Source organism: Nonomuraea sp. NPDC052265 (genome assembly GCF_044547985.1).
Taxonomy (GTDB): Bacteria; Actinomycetota; Actinomycetes; order Streptosporangiales; family Streptosporangiaceae; genus Nonomuraea.
The window spans coordinates 81420-104516 of sequence record NZ_JBIUBJ010000001.1; the positions used below are offsets into that span (position 1 = coordinate 81420).

Below are 23097 nucleotides of genomic sequence, written 5' to 3' on the forward strand. Positions count from 1 at the left end.
TCTCATCCCCCACACCCCGTGGGGGACGGGACGGCGGGTGTCAGGACTCGCGCATGGGGATGCGCACGCCGCGGGCCTCGGCCACCTGGGCGGCCTCGTCGTAGCCCGCGTCCACGTGCCGCATCACGCCCGTGCCCGGGTCGTTGGTGAGCACGCGGTTGAGCTTCTCCCCGGCCAGCGCGGTGCCGTCGGCGACCGTGACCTGACCGGCGTGGATGGAACGCCCGATCCCCACGCCGCCGCCGTGGTGGATGGACACCCAGGCCGCGCCGGAGGCGGTGTTGAGCATGGCGTTGAGCAGCGGCCAGTCGGCGATCGCGTCCGAGCCGTCGGCCATGGCCTCGGTCTCCCGGTACGGCGAGGCCACCGACCCGCTGTCGAGGTGGTCGCGGCCGATCACGATCGGCGCCTGGAGCTCGCCGGAGGCCACCATGTCGTTGAACCGCTCGCCCGCGACGTTGCGCTCGCCGTAGCCGAGCCAGCAGATGCGCGCGGGCAGCCCCTGGAAGTGCACCTTCTCGCCGGCCTGCGCGATCCACCTGGCCAGCGGCTCGTTGTCGGGGAACAGCTCCAGGATCGCGCGGTCGGTGGCGGCGATGTCGGCCGGGTCGCCGCTCAGCGCGGCCCACCGGAACGGGCCCTTGCCCTCGCAGAACAGCGGCCTGATGTACGCCGGCACGAAGCCGGGGAAGTCGAAGGCCCGCGTGTACCCGGCGAGCTGGGCCTCCCCGCGGATGGAGTTGCCGTAGTCGAACACCTCGGCCCCGGCGTCCTTGAAGCCGACCATGGCCTCGACGTGCCGGGCCATCGACGTGCGCGCCCGCTCGGTGAAGCCGGCCGGGTCCTTGTCCCGTTCGGCGGACATGTCCTCGAAGGCGACGCCGAGCGGCAGGTACATCAGCGGGTCGTGCGCCGAGGTCTGGTCGGTGACGATGTCGATCTCGGCGCCCCCGGCCAGCAGCTCGGGCAGGGCCTCGGCGGCGTTGGCCACGACGCCGATGGACAGCGGGCGGCGCGCGTCGCGGGCCTCGTAGGCCAGGCGGAGCGCCTCCTCCAGGGAGGCCGCCTGCACGTCGAGGTAGCGGTGCTCGATGCGGCGGGTGACCGAGCGGGGGTCGCAGTCGATGCAGATCGCGACGCCGCCGTTCATGGTGACGGCCAGCGGCTGGGCGCCGCCCATGCCGCCGAGGCCGGCCGTGAGGGTGATCGTGCCGGCCAGCGAGCCGCCGAACCGCTTGGCGGCCACTGCGGCGAACGTCTCGTACGTGCCCTGGAGGATGCCCTGGGTGCCGATGTAGATCCACGAACCGGCGGTCATCTGGCCGTACATGGTGAGGCCGGCCGCCTCCAGGCGGCGGAACTCCTCCCAGTTGGCCCAGTCGGGGACCAGGTTGGAGTTGGCGATGAGCACCCGGGGGGCCCATTCGTGGGTGCGGAACACGCCCACCGGGCGGCCCGACTGGACGAGCAGCGTCTCGTCGCCCTCCAGGGTGGTCAGGGTCCTGACCATGGCGTCGAAGGAGGGCCAGTCGCGGGCCGCCCTCCCGGAGCCGCCGTAGACGACCAGTTGCTCGGGGTGCTCGGCGACCTCGGGGTCCAGGTTGTTCTGGAGCATGCGGAGCGCCGCCTCCTGCGGCCACCCCTTCGCGGTGATCGTGGTGCCTCGCGGTGCGCGCACGCTGCGGCTCATGGTGACCCTCCTGAATGAACACATTCACCTTTGTCACCCGAAGACTACGGTGGACCGCGTCCAGCGGTCCACCGCAGGCGGCGGAGTCTGCGCCTACGGTCCCCGCGTCCAGCGGTCCACCACAGGCCGCGGAGTCTGCGCCTACGGTCCCCGCGTCCAGCGGTCCACCACAGGCCGCGGTCCACCGTTCTTTGGTCAGCTCACCAGGAACTGGGTGGCGGCGAGTTCGCGGTAGAGGTCGTCGGCCGCCACCAGTTCGGCGTGGGTGCCGACCGCCCGTACGCCGCCCGCCTCCATCACCACGATCCGGTCGGCGTTCGTCACGGTGGACAGCCGGTGCGCGATGACCAGCACCGTCGTCTCGGCCGCCACCTCGGCGATGACCTCGCGCAGCCGCAGCTCGTTGACCGCGTCGAGCTGCGAGGTGGCCTCGTCGAGCAGCAGCAGCCGGGGCCTGCGCAGCAGCGCCCTGGCGATGGCGACCCGCTGCCGCTCGCCGCCGGACAGCAGCACGCCGCGGTGGCCCACCGCCGTGTCGAGCCCCTCGGGCAGCCGGGCGACCAGGTCGTCGAGCCGGGTGCGGCTGACGGCGCGGCGCAGCTCGTCCTCGGTGGCGTCCTGGGCGGCGAAGAGCAGGTTCTCGCGCAGCGTGCCAGCCAGGACGGGGGCGTCCTGCTCGACGTAGCCGAGCGCGGCCCGCAGCTCGCCGAGCGGCCAGTCGCGGATGTCGCGGCCGCCGATCGTGATCAGGCCGTCCTGGTGCTCGTAGAAGCGTTCGAGCAGGGCGAACACCGTGGACTTGCCCGCGCCGGACGGCCCGACCAGCGCCGTGAGCCCGCCCGCGGGCACGTCGAAGGAGACGCCGTCGTGCACGGTGGGACGGTCGTCGCCGTACCGGAAGACGACGTCCTCGAACCGGACGCCCACCGGCGTGCTGTCGGCCGGGACGGCGACGCTGACCGGCTCGCCGGGCAGGTCCTCGATCTCCTTGATGCGCCGCATCGCGGCCAGCCCGTTCTGGAGCTGGACCGCGCCCTGGACGAGCTGCCCGATCGGCGGCACCAGGTAGAACAGGTAGAGCAGGAACGCGATCAGCGACGAGACCTCCAGCACGCCCGACGCGACCCGCGACCCGCCGACGGCCAGCACGCACAGGAAGGCGATCTGCACGGCCATCCAGGTCGCCACGCCGGCCAGCGACGTCCAGCCGGCCACCTGGAGCCCGCGGTCGCGGGCCCGCTCGGCCGCCTCGCCGACGACGGCGATCTCCCGCTCCTCCGCGCCGCTGGCCTTGACCGTCCGGTACGCCTGGAGCGCCCGGTCCAGCACGGCCCCCATCTCGCCGACGGCCTCCTGGGCCTGCGTCTGCGCCCGCTGGATCTTCGGCATGATGAGCGCGACCAGGCCGCCGATCACCACCACGACGAGCAGCGTGACCAGCAGCAGCACGCCGTCCATGGTGGCCATCATGACGATCGCGCCGACCAGCATGAACACCGCGCTGACCGACTCCACGATCCCGTTGGTCAGCACCGCGCGCAGCAGCGTCGTGTCACTCGTCACCCGTGACATCAGGTCGCCGGGCTTGAGCCGGTCGACGTCGGCCACCCTGAGCCGGAGCATCCGGTCGACGAGCCTGCGCCGGGCGCCGAGGACGACGCCCTCGCCGGTGCGTTCCATCAGGTAGTTGCCCCCGGCCGAGACGACGGCCCCCACGAGCACCGCCACGGTCAGCCCTAACAGCGGCGCGGCCAGCGACTGGTCCTCGCCGAAGGCGTCCACGACGTACTTGGCCAGCAGGGGCATCGCCAGCCCCGCCACCGAGCCGATCAACCCGAGCAGACCACCCGCGATCAGGACTTTCCGATGCGGCCGGATGTAGGCCAGCAGCTCCTTGAGCACCCCAACTCCCCTCACGACATTTCTCGAAATTTCCCAACGAACGGGACAGCGCAATCCGCACCGCCGCGACAGGGTCAACTTAGATTGACGACCTAAGTATGTCAACATTCGTTGACGACTCCTCCTTGAGGAGGAGAAGGACCCGACATCCGGGGACGAACACGGCCTCGCCCGGCCGTTTCGGCCTCTGGCCCCAGAGCCCCGGACGGCCCTATAGTCATGTCCATGAGTAGTCATCGTCCTGAGCATCCCTGATGGCGCTGCGGCACGCCGTGCTGGCCGCGCTCCTCGACGGCGAGTACAGCGGCTACCAGCTCACCAAGGTCTTCGACGTGGGCGTCTCCAACTTCTGGTACGCCGCCCCCCAGCAGCTCTACGCCGAGCTGGCCAAGCTGGAGTCCGACGGCCTGGTCACCGGCCGGGAGGTGGTCCAGCGCGGCCGTCCCAACAAACGCCTGTTCGCGGTCACCGGTGCGGGCCTGGACGAGCTGGCCGCCTTCGCCGCGGCCCCGGCCAGACCGTTGCTCCTCCGCGACGACCTGGCCGTCAAGGTCCACGCGGCCGACCGGCTCGACCCGGCGCCGCTGATCGCCCAGCTCCTCGACCGCGCCGAGGAGGCCGCCGCCAAGCTCGCGTTCTTCGAGAAGACCCTGCTGCGCCTGCGCGGCGACCGTGACGAGGAGTCGTTCCTGCGCGAGGCAGAGCACGTCGGCCCGTACCTGTCCTGCCTGGGGGGCTGCCGGCTGGAGCGGGAGATGCGCGACTGGTGCCTGAGCACCGCCCGTACGCTCGGCGAGCGCGCCGCCCGGAGCACAGAGGAGAGTCCGTGACCTACACCCGTTACGTCGCGCTCGGCGACAGCCAGACCGAGGGCCTCGGCGACGGCGACGACGTCCTGGGCCACCGCGGCTGGGCCGACCGGCTCGCCGAGCACCTGGCCCGCGACAATCCCGGCCTGCTCTACGCCAACCTCGCCGTGCGCGGCCGGGTGGCCGCCCAGATCCGCGCCGAGCAGCTTCCCGTCGCGCTGGAGCTCCGTCCCGACCTGGTCACGGTCATGGCGGGCATGAACGACGTCATCCGTCCCGGTTTCGACGCCGCCGGCGTCGCGGCCGACCTGGAGCACATGTTCGCGGCGCTGACCGGGGCGGGCGCGCGGGTGGTGACGGTGACGTTCCCCGACATCGGCAGGATCGCGCCCATGGCCAGGCCGCTGCTGCCGCGCGTGCTCGACCTCAACGCTCGCGTCCGCGAGGCCGCCGCCCGGCACGGCGTGACGCTGGTGGACACCTTCCCCGACACGGGGGTGACCGACGCGCGGCTGTGGAGCTCCGACCGGCTGCACGCCAGCCCGGCCGGGCACGCCAGGTTCGCCGCGGCGGTGGCGTACGCGCTGGAGGTGCCCGGCAGCGACGACACCTGGAACCTGCCGCTGCCCGTGCTGCCCCCGCCCGGCCGCCTGCGTACGGCGGCGGCCGAGGTGCGCTGGCTGGGCTCGTTCGCGGGCCCGTGGATCGCGCGGCGCATCCGGGGGCGTTCGTCGGGCGACGGCCGCGTGTGCAAGCGCCCGGCGCTCGCCCCCGTGCCTGTGCCCGTGCCGGATCAGTCGACCTCGGGCAGGTCGGGGTCGTCGTAGTCGGCGTCGCCGTCATCGGCCCTGCGCAGCTTGATGTCCTCGGCCCACTCCCGGGCGACGGCGCGGATGTCCACGATGTGCCGTTCGTCCAGGCCGTGGGCCTCGAAGCGCTCGTCGCTCATCAGCTCGACGAACTCCAGCCGCATGAGCAGCTCCCGCGGGGAGAAGTCGTCGAGGTGGGCGGCGGCGAGCCGTTCGAGGTCGCGGAAGGAGAACTCCTGCGCCGCCGCGGCCGCGTCGGCGACGGCCGGGAGCGGGCTCTCGCCGGCGGTCACGAGCTCGACCTCCTCGACCAGGCGGTCGGTGAAGCCGTGGGCCCGGAGGGCGTGGCCGCCCGCGAGCAGCAGCCCGTACCGCTCGCCGGCCGGCGACAGGGCCCGCAGCAGGCGCTCGGGGAACGGCGGTAAGCGCATCAGAGCGGAGTCCGGGGCGCGCGCGATGTCATGGATCAAGTATGCCGACGGCCGCGCCGGGTGGAGGGCAGGTCGTGCCGCCCCGACAGGAACTCCTGGAACGCGATCTTGGCCCTGATGGCCGGCCGCCGCCAGCGTTCCTCACGGTGGACGGCGGTGGCCAGCTTTCGGGGCGAACGTCCGCCGCGGAAGAACCAGCGGGCCCACGGGGAGTCGGGCCGGGCCAGGCGCACGGCGCCCACCACGAGCAGTAAAGGCAGGAACAGCCCCGCCATCCCGGTCCAGATCTTGCCCTTGAGCAGCGTGACCACCGCCAGCGCGAGGTTGCCCACGATCAGCACCGCCGGGTTGACGGGCGTGCCGTAGTCCCAGGTCAGCGGGCGTAGGCCGATGAGGAGCAGACCGGTCACGGCGACGGCGATGAAGACGGCGTCCACCGAGGTGCGCCCCTCCTCCTCCCAGTAGACGTCGTGCAGGTGCAGGATCAGCGCGAACTCGTCCAGCACCAGCGCGGAGCCGATGCCGAACACGCAGGCGGCGACCACCTGCCCGGCCTGCGAGGCGCCGTTGACGATGAGCCCCGCCACGCCGCCGATGAGCATGAGCACGACGCCGAACACGACGTGGTGGATGTGCATCTCGCCCACGTTCACGTTGCGGAACCAGCCGATCTTGGCCCTGATCAGGCGGACGTTGATGCGGGTGGCGATGAACGCCACGATGAGCGTGACGAAGTAACAGAACAGCGGCAGCCGTCCTGTGGCGACGATGTTGCTCTGGAACCAGTTCCCCATGACCGTTGAAGTCGATGGTACGAGCCGGAAGAGCGTTGTATGTCCCTTGTGGGGGCGCGGGCCGGGACCGTCTGCGCCGGCCGGCTCGGCGCTGGGCAAGCTGCACGCGGCCACCCTGGACCTGTCCGAACGCCGGCTGCGCGCACGGTACGCCCGCACGGCGGGCCCCGGCGCTCCCCCTTTCGAGCAGGTACGCGACAACCTCAGTCGGCAGCTCGTCATCGAGGGCCACGAACGGGCTCTCCAGGCGAGAGCCGCGTCATGAGCGCTTCAGAGGGGTTCAGGCGGAACGGGACAGCGTGGCGGGCTCGACCCGGTGCTCGAAGGGCAGCCCCCGGGCGTGCCGGGCCAGCTCGTCGAGCGCGAGGTCGGCCATCCTGGCCAGCTCGCCGCCCAGCGAACCGGCGATGTGCGGTGTGACGAGCACGTTCGGCAGGTCGTAGAGGGGGGATCCGGCGGGCAGGAACTCCGGCTCGGTGTGGTCGAGCACCGCGTACAGCCGTCCTGAGGCCAGCTCGGCGACGAGCGCGTCCTGGTCGACCAGGGCGGCCCGCGCGGTGTTGATCAGCGTGGCGCCGTCGCGCATGGCGGCCAGCCGGCGCGCGTCGATCAGGTGGCGGGTCTCGGGCAGGTCGGGCGCGTGCAGGCTGACCACGTCGGAGCGGGCGACCAGCTCGTCCAGCTCGACCCTGCGCGCCCCCAGGTCCTCCCCCAGGTACGGATCGCTGACCAGCACCTCCAAGTCGAACGGCCGCAGCAGCTCGATCACCCGCCGCCCGATCCTGGACGCCCCCACGATCCCGACGACCCGCCGGTAGTTGCCGAAGCCGGGGAAGCGGGCGTCCCAGTCGTCGTTGGCCCGCCGGGCGCGGTAGTCGCGGGCGATGTCGATCACCCGCTTGTTCGCGAACAGGATCGCCGCGAGCGTGAACTCGGCCACCGGCTCGGCGTTGGCCGCGGCGGCCGAGGAGACCGCGATGCCGCGCTCCCAGCAGGCGTCGGTGACGTGGTGCTTGACCGAGCCCGCCGCGTGCACGATCGCGCGCAGCCGCGGCGCGCGGGCCAGCACCTCGGCGGTCACCGGCGGGCAGCCCCACGAGGTGAACAGCACCTCGGCCTGCGACAGGTCGGCGCCGTCGAACGCGGCGACCTCGGCCCGGACGTCGGCCAGCCGGTCCAGGCGGGCCCGCACCTCGCCGGTGAGCATGCGCCCGGCGACCTCCGCGGCCATGGCGACGACGGTCACCGGCTTGTTCATGTTCTCCCCCGTGAGCTCGTTCACTTGACGCTGCCCGCCGTCATCCCGGCCTTCCAGAAGCGCTGCAGGGACACGAACACCAGCAGCAGGGGCACCACGGACAGCAGCGACCCGGTGATCACGAGGCTGTGGAACTCGGGGAAGGCGTGGCCCTGCTTCTCCCAGCCGTACAGGCCGAGGCTGAGCGGGTAGAGCCGCTGGTCGCTCAGCATGACCAGGGGCAGGAAGAAGTTGTTCCAGATGGCGGTGAACTGGAACAGGAAGATCGTCACGTACGCGGGCAGCAACATCGGCAGCGCCACGGACGCGAACGTGCGCAGCTCGCCGGCCCCGTCGGACCTGGCGGCCTCCAGCACCTCGCCGGGCACGTACCCGGACGACAGCACCCGCGCCAGGTAGACGCCGAACGGGTGGACCAGCACGGGCACGAACACCGACCAGAACGTGTTCACCACGCCGACCTTGGAGGCCAGCAGGTAGAGCGGCACGGCCGTGGCTGTGGTCGGCACCAGCACGCCGAGCAGCACCAGCCCGAACATCTTCTCCTTGGCGAACCAGGAGTACTTGTCGAAGGCGTAGCCGCACATCACGGTGACGAACGAGCTGACCGCCGCGCCGAGACCGGCGTACAGGACGCTGTTGAGGTACCAGCGGAAGAAGACACCGCCGCCCTCCTGCGCGACCGCCCCGATGTTCTCGAACAGGTTGAAGCCGGCGAAGGAGAAGCCGGGCGTCGAGTACAGGTCGGACAGCGACTTGGTGGAGGCGAACAGCAGCCACGTCAGCGGCAGCAGCGTGTAGAGGACGGAGATGATCAGCAGCACGTTGACCGTGGCGCGGGACATCCACTTCACCGGCGGTTCCCCCACTTCGTGACGGCGTAGGACAGCACGGCGGCGAGCAGCGCGAGCAGGATGGAGGCCGCGCCGGCCTGGCCGTAGTCGTTGTTGCCGAACGCCTCGTTGTAGGCGTACATGTTGGGCGTCCAGGTGCTGACCACGCCGTCGCTGACGTTGTCGAGCACCATCGGCTCGGTGAACAGCTGCAGCGAGCCGATGATGGTGAACAGCACGGTGGTGACCACGGCGCCGCGGATCAGCGGCACCTTGACCTGGAGCGCGACGCGCAGCGGGCCCGCGCCGTCCATCCTGGCCGCCTCGACCACCTCGGCCGGGATGGCCTGGAGCGCCGCGAAGTAGATGATCATGTTGTAGCCGACCCACTCCCACAGCGCGATGTTGACCACCGAGCCGAGCACGTGGTCGCCGCCGAGGAAGTCGACGTCGCCGAGCAGGTCCACGATGGGGCTGATGCCGGGCAGGTACAGGTAGAGCCAGATCAGCCCGGCGATCACGCCGGGCACGATGTGCGGCATGAACAGCGCGAGCTGGAAGAACCTGCCCAGCCTGGCCAGCCCGGAGTCGAGCAGCAGCGCCAGCGTGAGGGCGCCGCCGATCATCAGCGGGATGTACAACACGCAGTAGCCGAGGATGACCAGGAAGCCGTCGGTGAACGCGGAGTCCTTGAGCGTGTCCAGGTAGTTGCCGAGCCCGACGAACACGGTCTCCGCGCCGCCGAAGCCCAGCCCCGAGGACTTCTCGCTGAACAGGCTGAGGTAGACCGCGTAGGCCAGCGGGGCCACGATCACGGCCGCGAACAGCGCGAAGAACGGCCCGACGAACAGCAGGATCGCCCCCCGCCGCCGCCACCCCTCGCCGCCGCGACCGCTTCCTACTGGAGGAGTCACAAGCTGCCTTTCGGTGGGTCGCGGCGGAGCCGGCGCTCCGCCGCGCGCGTCGTGCTACTGCTGGGCGACGTTGAGGCCGCGGCTCTTGATCTCGCCGACGGTGGCCGTCTGCGCGGTGTCCAGCACGCCGGGGATGGTGGTCCCGCCGCTGCCGACCTTGCCGAGGGCGTCCTTGAACGTGGTCAGCGTCTGCACCATGCTCGGGCCCCACGTCCAGCCGGGCTGGACCGTCTTGTACGACTCCGAGAACAGCGCGTAGATGTCCTGGCCGCCGTAGAAGGAGGCGTCGAAGCTCTTGGCCGCGACCGGCACGAGGTCGGCGATGGCCGGGAAGCCGCTGGAGGTGCCCGAGGACAGGCGGGCGGTCCACGCCTCCTCCGAGCCGGTCAGCCACTTGACGACCTCGACGGCGGCCTTGGCGTTCTTCGACCCCTTGCTCACGCCGAACGTGGTGCCGCCGAGCATGCCGCTGGCCGGGGTGCCCCAGTTCGGGATCGGCGCGATGGCCCACTTGCCGGACTGGCCGGCGTGGTTGCCCTTCATGACGCCCGCGCCCCAGTTGGCGCCGACGTAGCCCCAGAGGGTGTCGTCCTCGAAGGCGGCGTTCCACTCCTGGCTGAAGGACGGCTGGACCTTCAGCAGGTCGTCCTTGACCAGGCCCTGCCAGTATTCGGCGACCTTCTTGCTGGGCTCGTCGTTGATCGTCACCTTCCAGGCGTCGCCCTCGGTGCCGAACCACTTGCCGCCCGCCTGCCACGACAGCGCGGCCAGCACGCTCGGGTCGTCGGGGAAGAAGGTCGCGATGCGGGACCTGCCGTCGGCCTTCTTGACCTTCTCGGCGGCGGCGCGGAAGTCGTCCCAGGTCTTCGGGACCTCGATCTTGTTCTTCTCGAACAGGTCCTTGCGGTAGAAGAACACCTGCGGGGCGGCGTCCATGGGCAGCGCCCACGCCTTGCCGCCCAGCTCGACCAGGCTGAAGACCTCGGCCGGGTACTTGGACTTGACGTCGGCCACGTCGGCCGAGATGTCCTGGAGGGCGCCCTGGTTCACGAAGTCGGGGAGCTGCGGGTACTCCACGGACATGACGTCGGGGGCGTTTCCGGCCTTGACGGCGTTGGAGAACTTGGCGTAGCCGCCCGCGTTGCCCGAGGGGATCTCCTCGTACCTGATCTGCACGTCCTGGTGGGACTTGTTGAAGGCGTCCACGACCTGCTGGGTGCCCTTCGCCCAGCCCCAGAACGTCACCTGGACGGGGTTGCCCGCCTCACCCGCGGGCTGCGCCGGCTCCGTGCTGCCGCACGCGGCGGCGAGCAGGCTCATACCGGCCAGCAGTCCGGCAATGCCGGCGCTCTTGCGTCCCATCGATGGCTCCTCATCGCTTTCGATCGATAAGGCATCATTCGCTCATATTCGATCGGTTGTCTAGAGAGAGGCCGCAAATCGATCAATAACGAAATGGATGCGTACCTTTACGGGCGCGGCGCGACCGTGGACTCCCGGACCCTCAGCTCGGGCAGCAGCGCCACGTGCTGGACAGGGCGCCGCGGGCCCTCCTGGATCCGGCTCACCAGCAGGTCGACGGCACAGCGGCCGACCGCGGCCTTGGGGGGCGCGACGGCCGTGAGCGGGGGGTCGCTGAGCGCCGCCACCTCGTCATCGTAGGCGACCAGCGACACCTCTTCTGGAATGCGCACCCCGGCCACCCGCAGATGCTGGACCAGCAGCAACGCGTCCTCGTCGTTGTGCACGAGCATCGCCGTGACCCCGCCCCTGATCGCCGCGACCACGGCGGCCACCTGCTCGCGCGAGGGCCCCTCCTGCGCGACGTCGAGGTGCACGGGCTCGGCCGGCCCCAGGTCGCGGACGGCGGCGAGGAACCCGGCCCGCACCCGCGGGGCCGTCGGGCTGTCCCGCGACACCATGGCCAGCCGCCGGTGCCCGAGCCCGGCCAGGTGCCGCGCGCCGAGGAAGGCACCGTGGGCGTGGTGGGAGGCCGCCGCGTCCAGCAGCGAGGCGGGCCCGCCCAGCTCGGCCCGCCGTTCGACGAGCACGGCCGGCACGCCCAGCTCGGCCAGCCAGTGCTCGTGCGAGGCGTCCGGCTGCCTGCTCGGGGTGAGCAGGAGGCCCTCGATGCCGCCGTCCACGAGCTGCCTGACCTGGGTGCGGTCCTCCTCGTCGTCGTAGCGCGAGACGCCCAGGACGAGCCGGGCGCCCAGGCGTTCGGCCTGCTCACGGGCGCCCTTGATGACCGCCGGGTAGTAGTAGGTGGCCGAGGGCACCAGCATGCCGAGGGTCAGCGAGCGCTCCCGCGCCGGGGCGGGCACCGACTCGGGCCGGGTGATGCCGCCGTGCACGCGGTTGACCAGGCCCTGCCCGGCCAGGTGCTCGACGTCTCTGCGCAGGGTGACCATCGAGACGTCGAGCCGGTCGACCAGCTCGGCCAGGCGTACGGAACCGCGCTCGCGCACCTCGCGCAGGATCAGTTCATGACGTTGTTCGGCGAACACCGCGACTCCTTCTGACTCGACCCTACGATCCTAGCGGGAAGTGCTTTCGTTTTTGAACGGATGCTTTCTTTCGATCAGGATGCTAAGGTCCCGCCGGAGACCGGACGTCCCTTTGGAGTGCCGCATGTTCCCGCTTCCGCCGGAGGATCGAACGCTCAGCCCGTACACCGGCTGGACCCGCGCCCACTGGGAGGCGGTGGCCGACGGGCTGCTGGCCGCGGTGGAACCGTACCGCTCCGCGGACGGCGCCGTGATCAACCTGCCGGGACGCGAGAGCTGGTCGCGCTGCGACGGCCTGGAGGGGTACGCGCGCGCCTTCCTGCTCGCCGCCTTCCGCGTGGCCGGCGGCGGCCCCGAGGAGCTGCTGGCCCCGTACGCGCGCGGCCTGGAGTCCGGCCCCGGCGTCTGGCAGCCCATCGAGGACCGCACCCAGCCCATGGTCGAGGCGGCCTCGATCGCCCTGTCCCTCTGGCTGACCCGCGAGCGCCTGTGGGACCGGCTGGCTCCCGCCACCCGCGAACGCGTCGCCGCCTACCTCGCCGAGGCCCTGCGCCACGAGCCGGTGGACAACAACTGGTGGCTGTTCCCCGCCATGGTGGGCGGCTTCCTGTCGGCCGCCGGCCTGCACGCCGAGGAGGCCGACGCGGCGGTGGCGCGCGGCCTGGCCCGCATCGAGCCCTGGTACGCCGGCGACGGCTGGTACGCCGACGGCGACAACCGCTCGTTCGACCACTACAACGGCTGGGCCATGCACCTCTACCCGGCCCTGCTGGCCCACCTGTCGGGCCAGGGCTCCCCCGGCCCCCGCCTGCGCCGCTTCCTGGAGAGCTACGCGCTCACCTTCGACCAGGACGGCGGCATGCTCTACCAGGGCCGCTCGCTCACCTACCGCTTCGCCTCGGCGACCTCGCTCTTCGCGGGCGCGCTGCTGGGCTCCACCCCGCTCTCCCCCGGTCAGACCCGCCGGGTCGCCTCCGGCGTCCTGCGCCGCTTCCTCGACGCGGGCGCGCTCTCCGCCGAGGGGCTGCTCACGCTCGGCTGGCACGGCCCCCACGAGCCCTCGTTGCAGTCCTACTCCGGCTCGGCGTCCCCGTACTGGGCCTCGAAGGCGTTCCTCGGGCTGCTGCTGCCGGCCGGCCATCCGGTCTGGACGGCCCCCGAGGAGCCCGGCCCCACCGGCCTGGCCGCGCTGCCCGGCCCCGGCCTGGTCGTCCAGAACACCGGTGAGGTCGCCCGCCTGTTCAACCACGGCAGTCAGCACCACCCCGGCGACCCCCTGTACGACCGCTACGCCTACTCCACCCGCACCGCCCCGACCACGCGCGTCCCCGACAACCACTTCGGCCTGGTCCGCCCGGACGGCACGGTCACCGAGCGCGGCACGATCACGCCCCGGGGCGCGGGCTCGGCGGGCGACCTGGCGTGGGCCGCGTCGGCGGGCGACGGCGTGGAGAGCCTGAGCGTGATCAGGGGGGCGGTCGAGGTCCGCGTCCATCGGGTCGCCCCCGGCTCGCCGGTCCGGCAGACCGGCTGGGCGCTCGTCGCGTCCGCCGGCCCGGCCGCCGGGCCCGGCGCACGCGTGCTGGACGGCGACGGGCTGGTCTCGGAGCTGGTGGCGATGCGCGGCTACAGCCGGGCGTACGTCGCCGACGACCCCGAGGGCAGCGCCTTCGGGGCGCCGGCGCGCGTGCCCGTCCTGGAGGGGGTCGCGGAGGACGGCTGGGCGGTCGGCGCGGCCGTCCTGGGCGACGGCTCGACCGGCGTGCCGTCGGCGGCGGTGACGGCTGACGTCATCACGCTGACCTGGCCCGACGGGACCCGCCACGCCTTCCCCGTCCGCGAACCGGGCGGCGACACCGCCTGACGGTCCCGCCGAGGCGGGCGCCGGTCAGGACAGGAAGGCGCGCAGGAGCGCCGCCGTTCCCTCCAGGTGCTCGGCCATCGCCCGGCGGGCCGCGTCGGGGTCGCCGGACAGGATGGCGTCCACGATGGCCCGGTGCTGGGCGGCCGCGTGCTCGATGTTCACCTGGAGCATCGGGATCGCGTTCAGCAGGTCGCTCACCCGGGAGCGGGCGTCGGCGCACGTCGTGGCGAGCAGCGTCGAGCCGGTCAGCTCGGCGATCGACAGGTGGAAGGCCGTGTCGAGGCGCCGGTAGTCCTCCAGCGGCGCCTCGTTCAGCTCGGTCAGCCGGCGCAGCAGCACCTCGCGCTTGCCGGGGGTGAGCTCGGCGGTGGCCAGCACCTGCGCCGCCCCGCACTCGACCGCCAGCCGGAAGGTGAGCGCGTCGGACAGCTCGGCCATGCCCATGTCGGCCACCGCCTGCCGCAGGTCGCCCGCGTCGGGCCGGGGCGGCACGTAGGTGACGAACGCGCCGCCGTACCGGCCGCGCCGCACGTCGAGGTAGCCCGCCTCCTGCAAGGCGCGGATGGCCTCGCGCAGGGTGACCCTGCTGATGCCCAGCCGCACGGCGAGCTCGCGCTCGGGCGGCAGCTTGTCGCCGTACGCCACCACGCCCAGTTTGATCGCCTGGAGCAGCCGTTCCACGGTCTCCTCGAAGGCGTTTCCGGCCTTGACCGGGCGGAGCACTGTCATCAAACGCGCCGAATCGTCCAAGGTGTCCTCAGGTCTTGACAAGCGATCCCGGCATGCACATCAATGGTCTGAGACTAGCCCAATCAGCGGGAAAGCGCTTCAGACCAGATCGGAGCGACCTAGGGTGAGCGAACCAGCGGGCCACGGATTCCTGTCCGTCGAGGAACTGCGGGGCGAGGCCGCGGTCGGACGGATCGACACGGTGCTGCTCGCCATAGCCGACATGCAGGGCAGGTTGCAGGGCAAACGGCTCTCCGCCCGGTACTTCCTGGACGAGGTGCTGCATCACGGCTCCGAGGGATGCAACTACCTGCTCGCGGTCGACGTGGACATGAACACCGTCTCCGGCTACGACATGTCCTCCTGGGACCGGGGCTACGGCGACTTCGCGATGAAACCCGACCTGTCCACCCTGCGCCGCGTCCCCTGGCAGGACGGCACCGCCCTGGTCATGGCCGACCTGGCCTGGGAGGAGGGCGGCGAGGTCACCGCCTCGCCGCGCCAGATCCTGCGCCGCCAGCTCGCCCGCCTGGCCGACCGGGACCTGGCCGCGTACGTGGGCACCGAGCTGGAGTTCGTCGTCTACGACGACAGCTACGAGGAGGCCTGGCGGCGCGCCTACCGCGACCTGACCCCCGCCAACCTCTACAACGTCGACTACTCCCTCCTCGGCACCGCCCGCGTCGAGCCACTGCTGCGGCGCATCAGGCGCGACATGGAGGGCGCCGGCATGTACGTCGAGTCGGCCAAGGGCGAGTGCAACCTCGGCCAGCACGAGATCGCCTTCCGCTACGACGAGGCGCTGCGCACCTGCGACAACCACTCGATCTACAAGAACGGCGCCAAGGAGATCGCCGCCCAGGAGGGCCGTTCGATCACCTTCATGGCCAAGCCGAACCAGCGCGAGGGCAACTCCTGCCACATCCACATCTCGCTGCGCGGCCTCGACGGCGACCCCGCCATGGCGGGTGAGGGGCCGTACGGGCTCTCGCCGCTCGGCGCGCGGTTCATCGCCGGCCAGCTCGCCCACATGCGCGAGCTCACCCTGATGTACGCGCCCAACGTCAACTCCTACAAGCGCTACGTGCCCGGCAGCTTCGCGCCGACCGCCGTCAAGTGGGGCGTCGACAACCGCACCTGCTCCCTGCGGCTGGTGGGCCACGGCCCGTCGCTGCGGGTGGAGAACCGGGTGCCGGGCGGGGACGTCAACCCGTACCTGGCGGTGGCGGCGCTGATCGCGGCCGGGCTGGACGGCATCGACCAGGAGCTCCCGCTTGAGGACGCCTTCCAGGGCAACGCCTACGACTCCGGCGCCGAGACCGTGCCGCACACGCTGCGGGACGCGCTCGCGCTGTTCGAGGGGTCGAAGCTGGCCAGGGAGTCGTTCGGCGACGACGTGGTCGAGCACTACGCGAACAACGCGCGCGTGGAGCTGGCCGCCTTCGACGCGGCGGTGACGGACTGGGAGCTGTTCCGTGGTTTCGAGCGAATGTGACGGTAGGCATGAAGATCGTTAATCCGGCGACGGAAGAGGTCGTCGCCGAGGTCGAGATGGCCGACGCGGCCGAGGTCGACCGGGCGGTGGAGCGGGCCGCGAAGGCGTACCGGAGCTGGCGGGAGGTGGCGCCGGGCGACCGGGCGCGGCTGCTGCGCCGGTTCGCCGACCTGGTGGACGCCCACGGCGAGGAGCTGGCCCGGCTGGAGCTGGACAACGCCGGGCACCCGATCGGCAACGCGCGCTGGGCGGCCGGGGCCGTCCGCGACGTGCTGCACTTCTACGCCGCCGCCCCCGAGCGCAACCACGGCAAGCAGATCCCGGTGCCCGGCGGCGTGGACATCACGTTCCAGGAGCCGCTGGGCGTGGTGGGCGTCATCGTGCCGTGGAACTTCCCGATGCTGATCATGTCGTGGGGCGTCGCACCGGCGCTGGCGGCGGGCAACACGGTGATCGTCAAGCCGGCGGAATGGACGCCGCTCACGGCGCTGAGGCTGGCCGAGCTGGCCCTGGCGGCGGGCCTCCCCGAGGGGGTGCTCCAGGTGCTGCCCGGGGCAGGGGAGGTCGCGGGCGCCCGGCTGGTCGAGCATCCCGGCGTGGCCAAGATCGTGTTCACCGGTTCGACCGAGGTGGGCAAGGAGATCGCCGCCAAGGCGGCGGCGCAGGTCAAGCGGGTGACGCTGGAGCTGGGCGGCAAGTCCGCAAATATCGTCTTCGCCGACTCGGATCTCGAAAAAGCGGCAAAAACGGCTCCTTATGCGGTCTTCGATAACTCCGGCCAGGACTGCTGCGCCCGCTCGCGCATCCTCGTCCAGGCCGAGGCGTACGACGAGTTCCTGGAGCGCCTGTCGGCGGCGGTGCGCGGCGTCAAGGTCGGCGACCCGCTCGACGAGTCCACCGAGATGGGCCCGCTGATCAGCGCCGAGCACCTGGAACGGGTCCGCGGCTTCGTCGAGGGCACGCCCTACCTCCAGGGCGACTGCCCGCAGGGCAAGGGCTACTGGTTCCCGCCGACCGTGCTCACCTCGAAGGTCACCGACCGCGCCTTCACCGAGGAGATCTTCGGCCCGGTCGTGTCGGTGGTGCCGTTCACCGACGAGGCGGAGGCCGTGCGCATCGCCAACGACACCCCGTACGGGCTGAGCGGGTCCATCTGGACGCGCGACGTCGGCCGGGCGCTGCGGGTGGCCCGCGCGGTGGAGTCGGGCGCCCTGTCGGTGAACTCGCACTCCTCCGTGCGCTACTGGACCCCGTTCGGCGGCTTCAAGCAGTCCGGACTCGGCCGGGAGCTCGGCCCGGACGCCCTGACCGCCTTCACCGAGACCAAGAACGTCTTCATCTCATGGGAGTGAACCGGACGCAGTGAGCGGAGTGAAGGGCTGAGGAACGAGGCACTTCGCGAAGCGAACGAGGAAGGTGAACGACCAATTGGACAGGGAGTAGGTACAGTGCAGCGATTGCAGGACCGGGTGGCCGTCATCACCGGCGCGGGCAGCGGCATCGGGCTGGCCACGGCGCGCAGGTTCGCGCAGGAGGGCGCGAGGGTCGTCTGCGTCGACATCGACGAGGAGGCGGGCGCCAAGGCGGCGGGCGAGGTCGGCGGCCTCTTCGTCAAGGCCGACGTGACCAGCGAGGACGACGTCGTCCGGATGTTCGCCACGGCCCACGAGACCTACGGCAGCGTGGACATCGCCTTCAACAACGCCGGCATCTCCCCGCCCGACGACGACTCGATCCTGGAGACCGGCCTCGACGCCTGGCGCCGCGTCCAGGAGGTCAACCTGACCAGCGTCTACCTGTGCTGCAAGCACGCCATCCCGTACATGCGGCGGCAGGGCAAGGGCTCGATCATCAACACCGCGTCGTTCGTGGCGGTGATGGGGTCGGCCACGTCGCAGATCTCGTACACGGCCTCCAAGGGCGGCGTGCTGGCGATGTCGCGCGAGTTGGGCGTGCAGTTCGCCCGCGAGGGCATCCGGGTCAACGCGCTGTGCCCGGGGCCGGTGAACACGCCGCTGCTGCGGGAGCTGTTCGCCAAGGACCCCGAGCGGGCCCAGCGGCGGCTGGTGCACGTCCCCGTGGGCCGCTTCGCCGAGGCGTCGGAGATCGCCGCCGCCGTCGCGTTCCTGGCCAGCGACGACGCCTCCTTCATCACGGGGGCCGAGTTCCTGGTGGACGGCGGCATCTCCGGTGCGTACGTGACGCCGCTGTGACCCGTCCGGTCATCGGGATCACGACGTACGTGGAGCCCGCCCGGTTCACCGTGTGGGACCTGCCCGTCGCGCTCCTGCCGTACATGTACGTCGAGAAGGTCGTCCAGGCCGGCGGGCAGCCCGTGCTGCTGCCGCCGGCCGGCGAGCCCGCCCAGGTCGTGGGCCGGCTCGACGGTCTCCTCCTGGCCGGTGGCGGCGACGTGGACCCGGCCAGGTACGGCCGGGCGCCGCACGAGCGCACCGGCTACGTCCGGGAGTTCCGGGACGAGGCCGAGTTCGCCCTCCTGTCGGCGGCCCTGGAGGCGGGGCTGCCGTTCCTGGGCGTCTGCCGGGGCCTCCAGGTGCTCAACGTGCTGCTCGGCGGCAGCCTGCACCAGCACCTGCCCTACGTGACCGGGCACACCGGCCACTCGCCCGCGCCCGGCGAGTTCGGCCACCTGCCGGTCGCGCCCGTCCCCGGCAGCCGCCTGGCCAAGGCGCTCGGCACGGACCCGGTGACGGTCCCGCACTACCACCACCAGGCCATCGACCGGCTCGCCCCGGGGCTCTCGGTCACCGCCACGGCCGCCGACGGGACGATCGAGGCGGTGGAGCTCGACGCCGCCGGGTTCGCGGTGGCGGTCCAGTGGCATCCGGAGGCGGGCGACGGCCTGGCGCTCTTCGAGGCGTTCACGGCGGCCTGCTGAGGCCGTTACTGGAAAGCTTCTTTACCTTTTCTGTGACCTCAAACGGCACGAAATCCCAGCTCAGGGGGCCATATCACCGCGTTATAGGAAACTTGTTGGGTACCGGGCCGCGCCATCCCGGTGTCACCCTGTGTTCATCCCCAGCCGGCCGGGGCTCTTCCACTCCACACCCCCCTGAGGAGCCAGAGAGTGAACCCCAAACTCAGGTTGGGGGCTGCCGCAATGCTCGCGCTAGCCCTGACCGCCAGCTCGCTTGTGGGCGCCACGAGCGCCGCGGCCCAAGCGTCGCAGGTGGCCGATCCTCCCAGCCCCGACGAGCGCAGGAACGCGATCGCGACCGCACACAACGCGATCCTGGCCGACTCGGCGGCATTGCTGGCATCCGAGCAGGACACGTTCACGCTGACGTCCACCGTCGAAGGCGTCCGCGGCCTGCAGTACCTGACCTACGCCCGTGAGCACGCGGGCCTGCCCGTATACGGCGGCGACGTGGTCGTCGCCACGGACGCGTCCGGCGCGGTGGTCGACACGGTCGCCACCGGACAGCGCACGAAGATCGGGATCGGCACGAAGGCGAAGGTGACCGCGGCCCAGGCCGCGGTGACGGCCAGGGCCAAGGTGGCCAGGGTCGAGACCGTCGCCACGCCCGTGCTGTCCGTCCACGCCACCACGACGACCCCGCGGCTGGCCTGGGAGGTCCTGGTCACCGGCGCCAACGCCACCGGCCACGAGACCAAGCTCCACGTCTACGTGGACGCCCTCACCGGCAGGGTCATCGACGATTGGGACGAGGTGCGCGACGGCACCGGCAACAGCTACTACGTCGGCACCGTCACCATCGACACCAGCCCCGCGTACACGATGCGCGACCCCCGCAGGAGCGGCGTGGCGTGCGGCGGCCAGAACGGCTCGCCGTACACGAAGACCACCGACACCTGGGGCAACGGCTCGGGCACGAACCTGGAGACCGCCTGCGTCGACGCCCTGTACGCCGCGCAGCGCGAATGGGACATGCTGAGCGCCTGGCTCGGCCGCAACGGCATCAACGGCCAGGGCGGCGGCTACCCGGCCCGCGTCGGCCTGGCCGACGTCAACGCCTACTGGAACGGCCAGTACGGCTCCTTCGGCCACAACTCCGCCAACTCCCAGCAGCTCACGTCGATGGACGTCGTCGGCCACGAGTTCGGCCACGGCATCTTCCAGTTCACCAGCGGCGGCTCGGGCAGCGGCAACGAGACCGGCGGCATGAACGAGTCCACCGGCGACATCTTCGGCGCGCTCACCGAGGCGTACGCCAACAACCCGAACGACCCGCCGGACTACCTGGTCGGCGAGGAGGTCAACCTCTCCGGGGCCGGGCCGATCCGCAACATGTACAACCCGTCGGCCCTCAGCCACCCCAACTGCTACAGCGCCTCCATCCCCAGCACCGAGGTGCACGCGGCGGCCGGCCCGCAGAACCACTGGTTCTACCTCGTGGCCGAGGGCACCAACCCCTCGGGCAAGCCCGCGAGCACCCGGTGCGACAACGGCGCCGCGATCACCGGCATCGGCATCCGCAAGGCCGGTGAGGTGTTCATGTCCGCGCTGAACACGAAGACCCAGCCGTGGACGCACGCCAAGGCCAGGGTCGCCACCCTCCAGGCCGCCAAGACCCTGTACCCGGGCAGTTGCACCGAGTTCAACGTGGTCAAGAACGCCTGGGACGGCGTCAGCGTACGGGCCCAGTCCGGCGAGCCGAGCTGCACCCAGGGCAGCAACGACTTCTCGGTCAACCTGAACCCCGCCTCCGGCAGCGTCACGCCGGGCCAGTCCACCACGGCCACGGTCAGCACCACCGTGACCGGCGGCTCGGCGCAGTCGATCACCCTGCGGACCGGCACCCTGCCGGCCGGCGTGACCGCCTCGTTCAGCCCCGCCACGATCACCGCGGGCCAGACCTCCACGCTGACGATCAGCACCTCGGCGAGCAGCCCGCAGGGCAACCACTCGATCGCGATCACGGCCGACGGCACCGACGTGGACCGGCAGGCCACCTACAACCTGCAGATCGGGCAGAGCTCGCCGAACGACTACGCGTTCGCCGTGACCCCGTCGTCGGCCTCGGTGCAGGCCGGCTCGTCGGCCACCGCCACGGTCAGCACGCAGGTCACCGCCGGCCAGGCGCAGAGCATCGCCCTGTCGGCGAGCAACGTGCCCTCGGGCGTGACGGTCAGCTTCAGCCCGTCCACGATCACCGCCGGGCAGTCGTCCACGGTGACGTTCGCGACCACGAGCGGCGTGACGCCCAGCACGTACACGATCAATCTGAACGCCGACGGCGCGAGCGCCGACCACTCCGCCTCCTTCAGCCTGACGGTGGGCGGCGGCCAGGGCACCACGTGGCAGACCTACACGGCCTACACGGCCGGACAGACCGTCACGTACCAGGGCGTCAGCTACCGCTGCCTCCAGGCGCACACGAGCCTGCCGGGCTGGGAGCCGCCCAACACCCCTGCCCTCTGGCAGCCGGTCTAAGTCGCACGACCTGGGCGGTCACGCCGGGGTGGCCGCCCAGCCCCTTTGGAGCCCCCTTCAGGAGCCACAGATCGTGAACGCCATGCTCAGGCTGGGCGCCGCGGCCACCGCCGCGCTCGCCCTCACCCTCACCACGCCGGCCGGACCGGCCGGCGCCGCCGCCGACCCCGCGCCCGACATCCCCGTCTCGAACGTGACGGCGCATCTGAGCCAGTTGCAGTCCATCGCCACGAGCAACGGCGGCAACCGCGCCTCGGGCAGGCCGGGCTTCACCGCCTCGATCAACTACATCAAGGGCAAGCTCGACGCGGCCGGGTTCACCACCCGGGTGCAGAGCTTCAGCGGCGGCAGCAACCTGATCGCCGACTGGCCGGGCGGCCCGGCCAACCAGACCCTGATGCTGGGCGCCCACCTCGACAGCGTCGCGGCCGGACCCGGGATCAACGACAACGGTTCCGGCTCGGCCGCGCTCCTGGAGAACGCCCTCACCCTCGCCGCCCGCAGGCCCACGCTCACCAAGCACGTGCGGTTCGGCTGGTGGGGCGCCGAGGAAGCGGGCATGGTCGGGTCCAGGTACTACGTCCAGAACGGCGGCGCGAGCGGCGTCGAGGTGTACCTGAACTTCGACATGATCGCCTCGACCAACGCCGGTTACTTCGTCTACGACGACGACGCGGCGATCCAGCGGACCTTCAACGACTACTTCGCCACCATCGGCCTGCAGACCGAGGGGGACAGGGAAGGCGACGGCCGCAGCGACCACGCCTCGTTCAAGAGCGCCGGCGTACGGGTCGGCGGCCTGGCCACGGGGGCCGGGGCGGTCAAGAGCTCGGCGCAGGCCGCCAAGTGGGGAGGCTCGGCCGGGCAGGCGTTCGACCGCTGCTACCACAGCGCGTGCGACAGCTACCCGAGCGCCGTCAACACCACGGCGCTCGACCGCAACACCGACGCCATCGCGTACGCCATATGGAAGCTCGCCGTGGGCACCGGCACGCCCACGGAGAACGACTACTCGATCTCGGTGACCCCGTCGTCGGCATCGGTCCAGGCCGGTCAGTCGGCTACCGCGGCGGTCAGTACCCAGGTCACGTCCGGCCAGGCGCAGAGCGTCGCGCTCTCCGCCGGGAACGTGCCGAGCGGGGTCACCGTCTCCTTCAGCCCGTCCACGATCCAGGCGGGCCAGTCGTCCACCGTCACGGTCGCCACCACCAGCGGCGTCGCGGCGGGGACGTACACCATAGGGATCAACGGCGACGGGGCGACGGCGGACCACTCCGCCTCCTTCACCCTGACCGTCGGAGGGGACGGCCAGGGCACCACCTGGACGGCTTACAAGCCGTACACGGCCGGGGACGTCGTCACCTACCAGGGGGTCGGCTACCGCTGCCTCCAGGCGCACACCAGCCTGCCGGGCTGGGAGCCGCCGAACGTGCCCGCCCTCTGGGCGCGCGCCTGATCCGCACGCGGGCCGGTTCGCACCGGCCCGCCTCCAGGCCGCCGCGTGCGAGCTGACCTGCCATGACCGGCTCGCGCGCGGCCACCAACGCGGCCGCGGCCCCGCCTCTCCGGGGCCGCGGCCGCTTTTCGCTGCGTGCGGTGTGCTGCCAGATACAGGGGCGAAGCGCGACAACACCCCCATGACGGCA

The 23097-nt window shown here is 71.6% G+C and carries 19 protein-coding genes; 9 read left to right on the plus strand and 10 right to left on the minus strand.

Annotation, left to right across the window (positions count from 1 at the left end; all coding sequences use genetic code 11):
- Positions 1-40: 40 nt before the first annotated feature.
- Both hutU and ACIHAD_RS00400 read right to left on the minus strand, forming a co-directional pair.
- Positions 41-1690: a urocanate hydratase gene (gene hutU, locus ACIHAD_RS00395; protein ID WP_397352131.1), complete on the minus strand. Its 1650-nt coding sequence runs from the start codon at positions 1688-1690 to the stop codon at positions 41-43.
- Between the two features lie 195 nt (positions 1691-1885).
- Positions 1886-3592, minus strand: a complete 1707-nt coding sequence (locus ACIHAD_RS00400) for an ABC transporter ATP-binding protein (RefSeq protein WP_397352133.1) — start codon at positions 3590-3592, stop codon at positions 1886-1888.
- A 254-nt stretch (positions 3593-3846) separates the two neighbouring features.
- On the opposite strand from ACIHAD_RS00400, the gene ACIHAD_RS00405 reads away from it, so the two are divergent.
- Both ACIHAD_RS00405 and ACIHAD_RS00410 read left to right on the plus strand, forming a co-directional pair.
- The gene (locus ACIHAD_RS00405) at positions 3847-4422 is read left to right on the plus strand and encodes a PadR family transcriptional regulator (RefSeq protein WP_397352135.1); all 576 of its coding nucleotides are present in this window, start codon (positions 3847-3849) and stop codon (positions 4420-4422) included.
- On the plus strand, positions 4419-5228 hold the full coding sequence (locus ACIHAD_RS00410; protein WP_397352136.1) for an SGNH/GDSL hydrolase family protein: 810 nt from the start codon (positions 4419-4421) through the stop codon (positions 5226-5228). Before ACIHAD_RS00405 ends, ACIHAD_RS00410 begins: the two co-directional genes overlap by 4 nt.
- On the opposite strand, the gene ACIHAD_RS00415 is transcribed toward ACIHAD_RS00410, so the two are convergent.
- The 7 genes from ACIHAD_RS00415 to ACIHAD_RS00445 form a co-directional block, all read right to left on the minus strand.
- Positions 5195-5641 (minus strand): hypothetical protein, encoded by a 447-nt coding sequence (locus ACIHAD_RS00415; protein ID WP_397352137.1) that lies wholly within the window; start codon positions 5639-5641, stop codon positions 5195-5197. The genes ACIHAD_RS00410 and ACIHAD_RS00415 overlap by 34 nt on opposite strands.
- Before the next feature lie 35 nt (positions 5642-5676).
- Positions 5677-6435, minus strand: coding sequence for a hypothetical protein (locus ACIHAD_RS00420; protein ID WP_397352138.1), 759 nt, complete (start codon positions 6433-6435; stop codon positions 5677-5679).
- 280 nt (positions 6436-6715) lie between these two features.
- Positions 6716-7717: a hydroxyacid dehydrogenase gene (locus tag ACIHAD_RS00425; protein WP_397352139.1), complete on the minus strand. Its 1002-nt coding sequence runs from the start codon at positions 7715-7717 to the stop codon at positions 6716-6718.
- Entirely contained in the window at positions 7714-8538 is an 825-nt protein-coding gene (locus ACIHAD_RS00430) for a carbohydrate ABC transporter permease (protein WP_397353015.1), read from the minus strand. Before ACIHAD_RS00430 ends, ACIHAD_RS00425 begins: the two co-directional genes overlap by 4 nt.
- Positions 8539-8543: 5 nt before the next feature.
- The gene (locus tag ACIHAD_RS00435; RefSeq protein WP_397352140.1) at positions 8544-9440 is read right to left on the minus strand and encodes a carbohydrate ABC transporter permease; all 897 of its coding nucleotides are present in this window, start codon (positions 9438-9440) and stop codon (positions 8544-8546) included.
- 54 nt (positions 9441-9494) lie between these two features.
- Entirely contained in the window at positions 9495-10802 is a 1308-nt protein-coding gene (locus tag ACIHAD_RS00440; RefSeq protein ID WP_397352141.1) for an ABC transporter substrate-binding protein, read from the minus strand.
- Positions 10803-10909: 107 nt separating this feature from the next.
- A complete protein-coding gene (locus ACIHAD_RS00445; protein WP_397352142.1) occupies positions 10910-11947 on the minus strand; it encodes a substrate-binding domain-containing protein in 1038 nt (345 codons plus the stop codon).
- Between the two features lie 124 nt (positions 11948-12071).
- On the opposite strand from ACIHAD_RS00445, the gene ACIHAD_RS00450 reads away from it, so the two are divergent.
- Complete coding sequence (locus ACIHAD_RS00450) at positions 12072-13811, plus strand: DUF2264 domain-containing protein (protein WP_397352143.1); 1740 nt, start codon at positions 12072-12074, stop codon at positions 13809-13811.
- A 24-nt stretch (positions 13812-13835) separates the two neighbouring features.
- Here ACIHAD_RS00450 and ACIHAD_RS00455 read toward each other — a convergent pair whose 3' ends face one another.
- On the minus strand, positions 13836-14540 hold the full coding sequence (locus ACIHAD_RS00455; protein WP_397352144.1) for a FadR/GntR family transcriptional regulator: 705 nt from the start codon (positions 14538-14540) through the stop codon (positions 13836-13838).
- 124 nt (positions 14541-14664) lie between these two features.
- Here ACIHAD_RS00455 and ACIHAD_RS00460 point away from each other — a divergent pair, with 124 nt between their 5' ends.
- From ACIHAD_RS00460 to ACIHAD_RS00485, 6 genes are all read left to right on the plus strand, one after another.
- Positions 14665-16035, plus strand: coding sequence for a glutamine synthetase family protein (locus tag ACIHAD_RS00460; RefSeq protein WP_397352145.1), 1371 nt, complete (start codon positions 14665-14667; stop codon positions 16033-16035).
- An 8-nt stretch (positions 16036-16043) separates the two neighbouring features.
- Entirely contained in the window at positions 16044-17387 is a 1344-nt protein-coding gene (locus tag ACIHAD_RS00465) for an aldehyde dehydrogenase family protein (RefSeq protein WP_397352146.1), read from the plus strand.
- Positions 17388-17483: 96 nt separating this feature from the next.
- Positions 17484-18248: a 3-oxoacyl-ACP reductase gene (locus ACIHAD_RS00470; RefSeq protein ID WP_397352147.1), complete on the plus strand. Its 765-nt coding sequence runs from the start codon at positions 17484-17486 to the stop codon at positions 18246-18248.
- Entirely contained in the window at positions 18245-18934 is a 690-nt protein-coding gene (locus ACIHAD_RS00475; RefSeq protein ID WP_397352148.1) for a gamma-glutamyl-gamma-aminobutyrate hydrolase family protein, read from the plus strand. Before ACIHAD_RS00470 ends, ACIHAD_RS00475 begins: the two co-directional genes overlap by 4 nt.
- Before the next feature lie 291 nt (positions 18935-19225).
- Entirely contained in the window at positions 19226-21451 is a 2226-nt protein-coding gene (locus ACIHAD_RS00480; RefSeq protein WP_397352150.1) for a M4 family metallopeptidase, read from the plus strand.
- An 82-nt stretch (positions 21452-21533) separates the two neighbouring features.
- Complete coding sequence (locus ACIHAD_RS00485; protein WP_397353016.1) at positions 21534-22907, plus strand: M28 family peptidase; 1374 nt, start codon at positions 21534-21536, stop codon at positions 22905-22907.
- The last annotated feature ends 190 nt before the right edge of the window (positions 22908-23097 follow it).

Coding starts and splice junctions, on each gene's coding strand:
- hutU (WP_397352131.1), bottom strand. CDS start 1,690: ATGAGCCGCAGCGTGCGCGCACCGCGAGGCACCACGATCACCGCGAAG.
- ACIHAD_RS00405 (WP_397352135.1), top strand. CDS start 3,847: ATGGCGCTGCGGCACGCCGTGCTGGCCGCGCTCCTCGACGGCGAGTAC.
- ACIHAD_RS00415 (WP_397352137.1), bottom strand. CDS start 5,641: ATGCGCTTACCGCCGTTCCCCGAGCGCCTGCTGCGGGCCCTGTCGCCG.
- ACIHAD_RS00420 (WP_397352138.1), bottom strand. CDS start 6,435: ATGGGGAACTGGTTCCAGAGCAACATCGTCGCCACAGGACGGCTGCCG.
- ACIHAD_RS00430 (WP_397353015.1), bottom strand. CDS start 8,538: ATGTCCCGCGCCACGGTCAACGTGCTGCTGATCATCTCCGTCCTCTAC.
- ACIHAD_RS00440 (WP_397352141.1), bottom strand. CDS start 10,802: ATGGGACGCAAGAGCGCCGGCATTGCCGGACTGCTGGCCGGTATGAGC.
- ACIHAD_RS00450 (WP_397352143.1), top strand. CDS start 12,072: ATGTTCCCGCTTCCGCCGGAGGATCGAACGCTCAGCCCGTACACCGGC.
- ACIHAD_RS00455 (WP_397352144.1), bottom strand. CDS start 14,540: ATGACAGTGCTCCGCCCGGTCAAGGCCGGAAACGCCTTCGAGGAGACC.
- ACIHAD_RS00465 (WP_397352146.1), top strand. CDS start 16,044: ATGAAGATCGTTAATCCGGCGACGGAAGAGGTCGTCGCCGAGGTCGAG.
- ACIHAD_RS00485 (WP_397353016.1), top strand. CDS start 21,534: ATGCTCAGGCTGGGCGCCGCGGCCACCGCCGCGCTCGCCCTCACCCTC.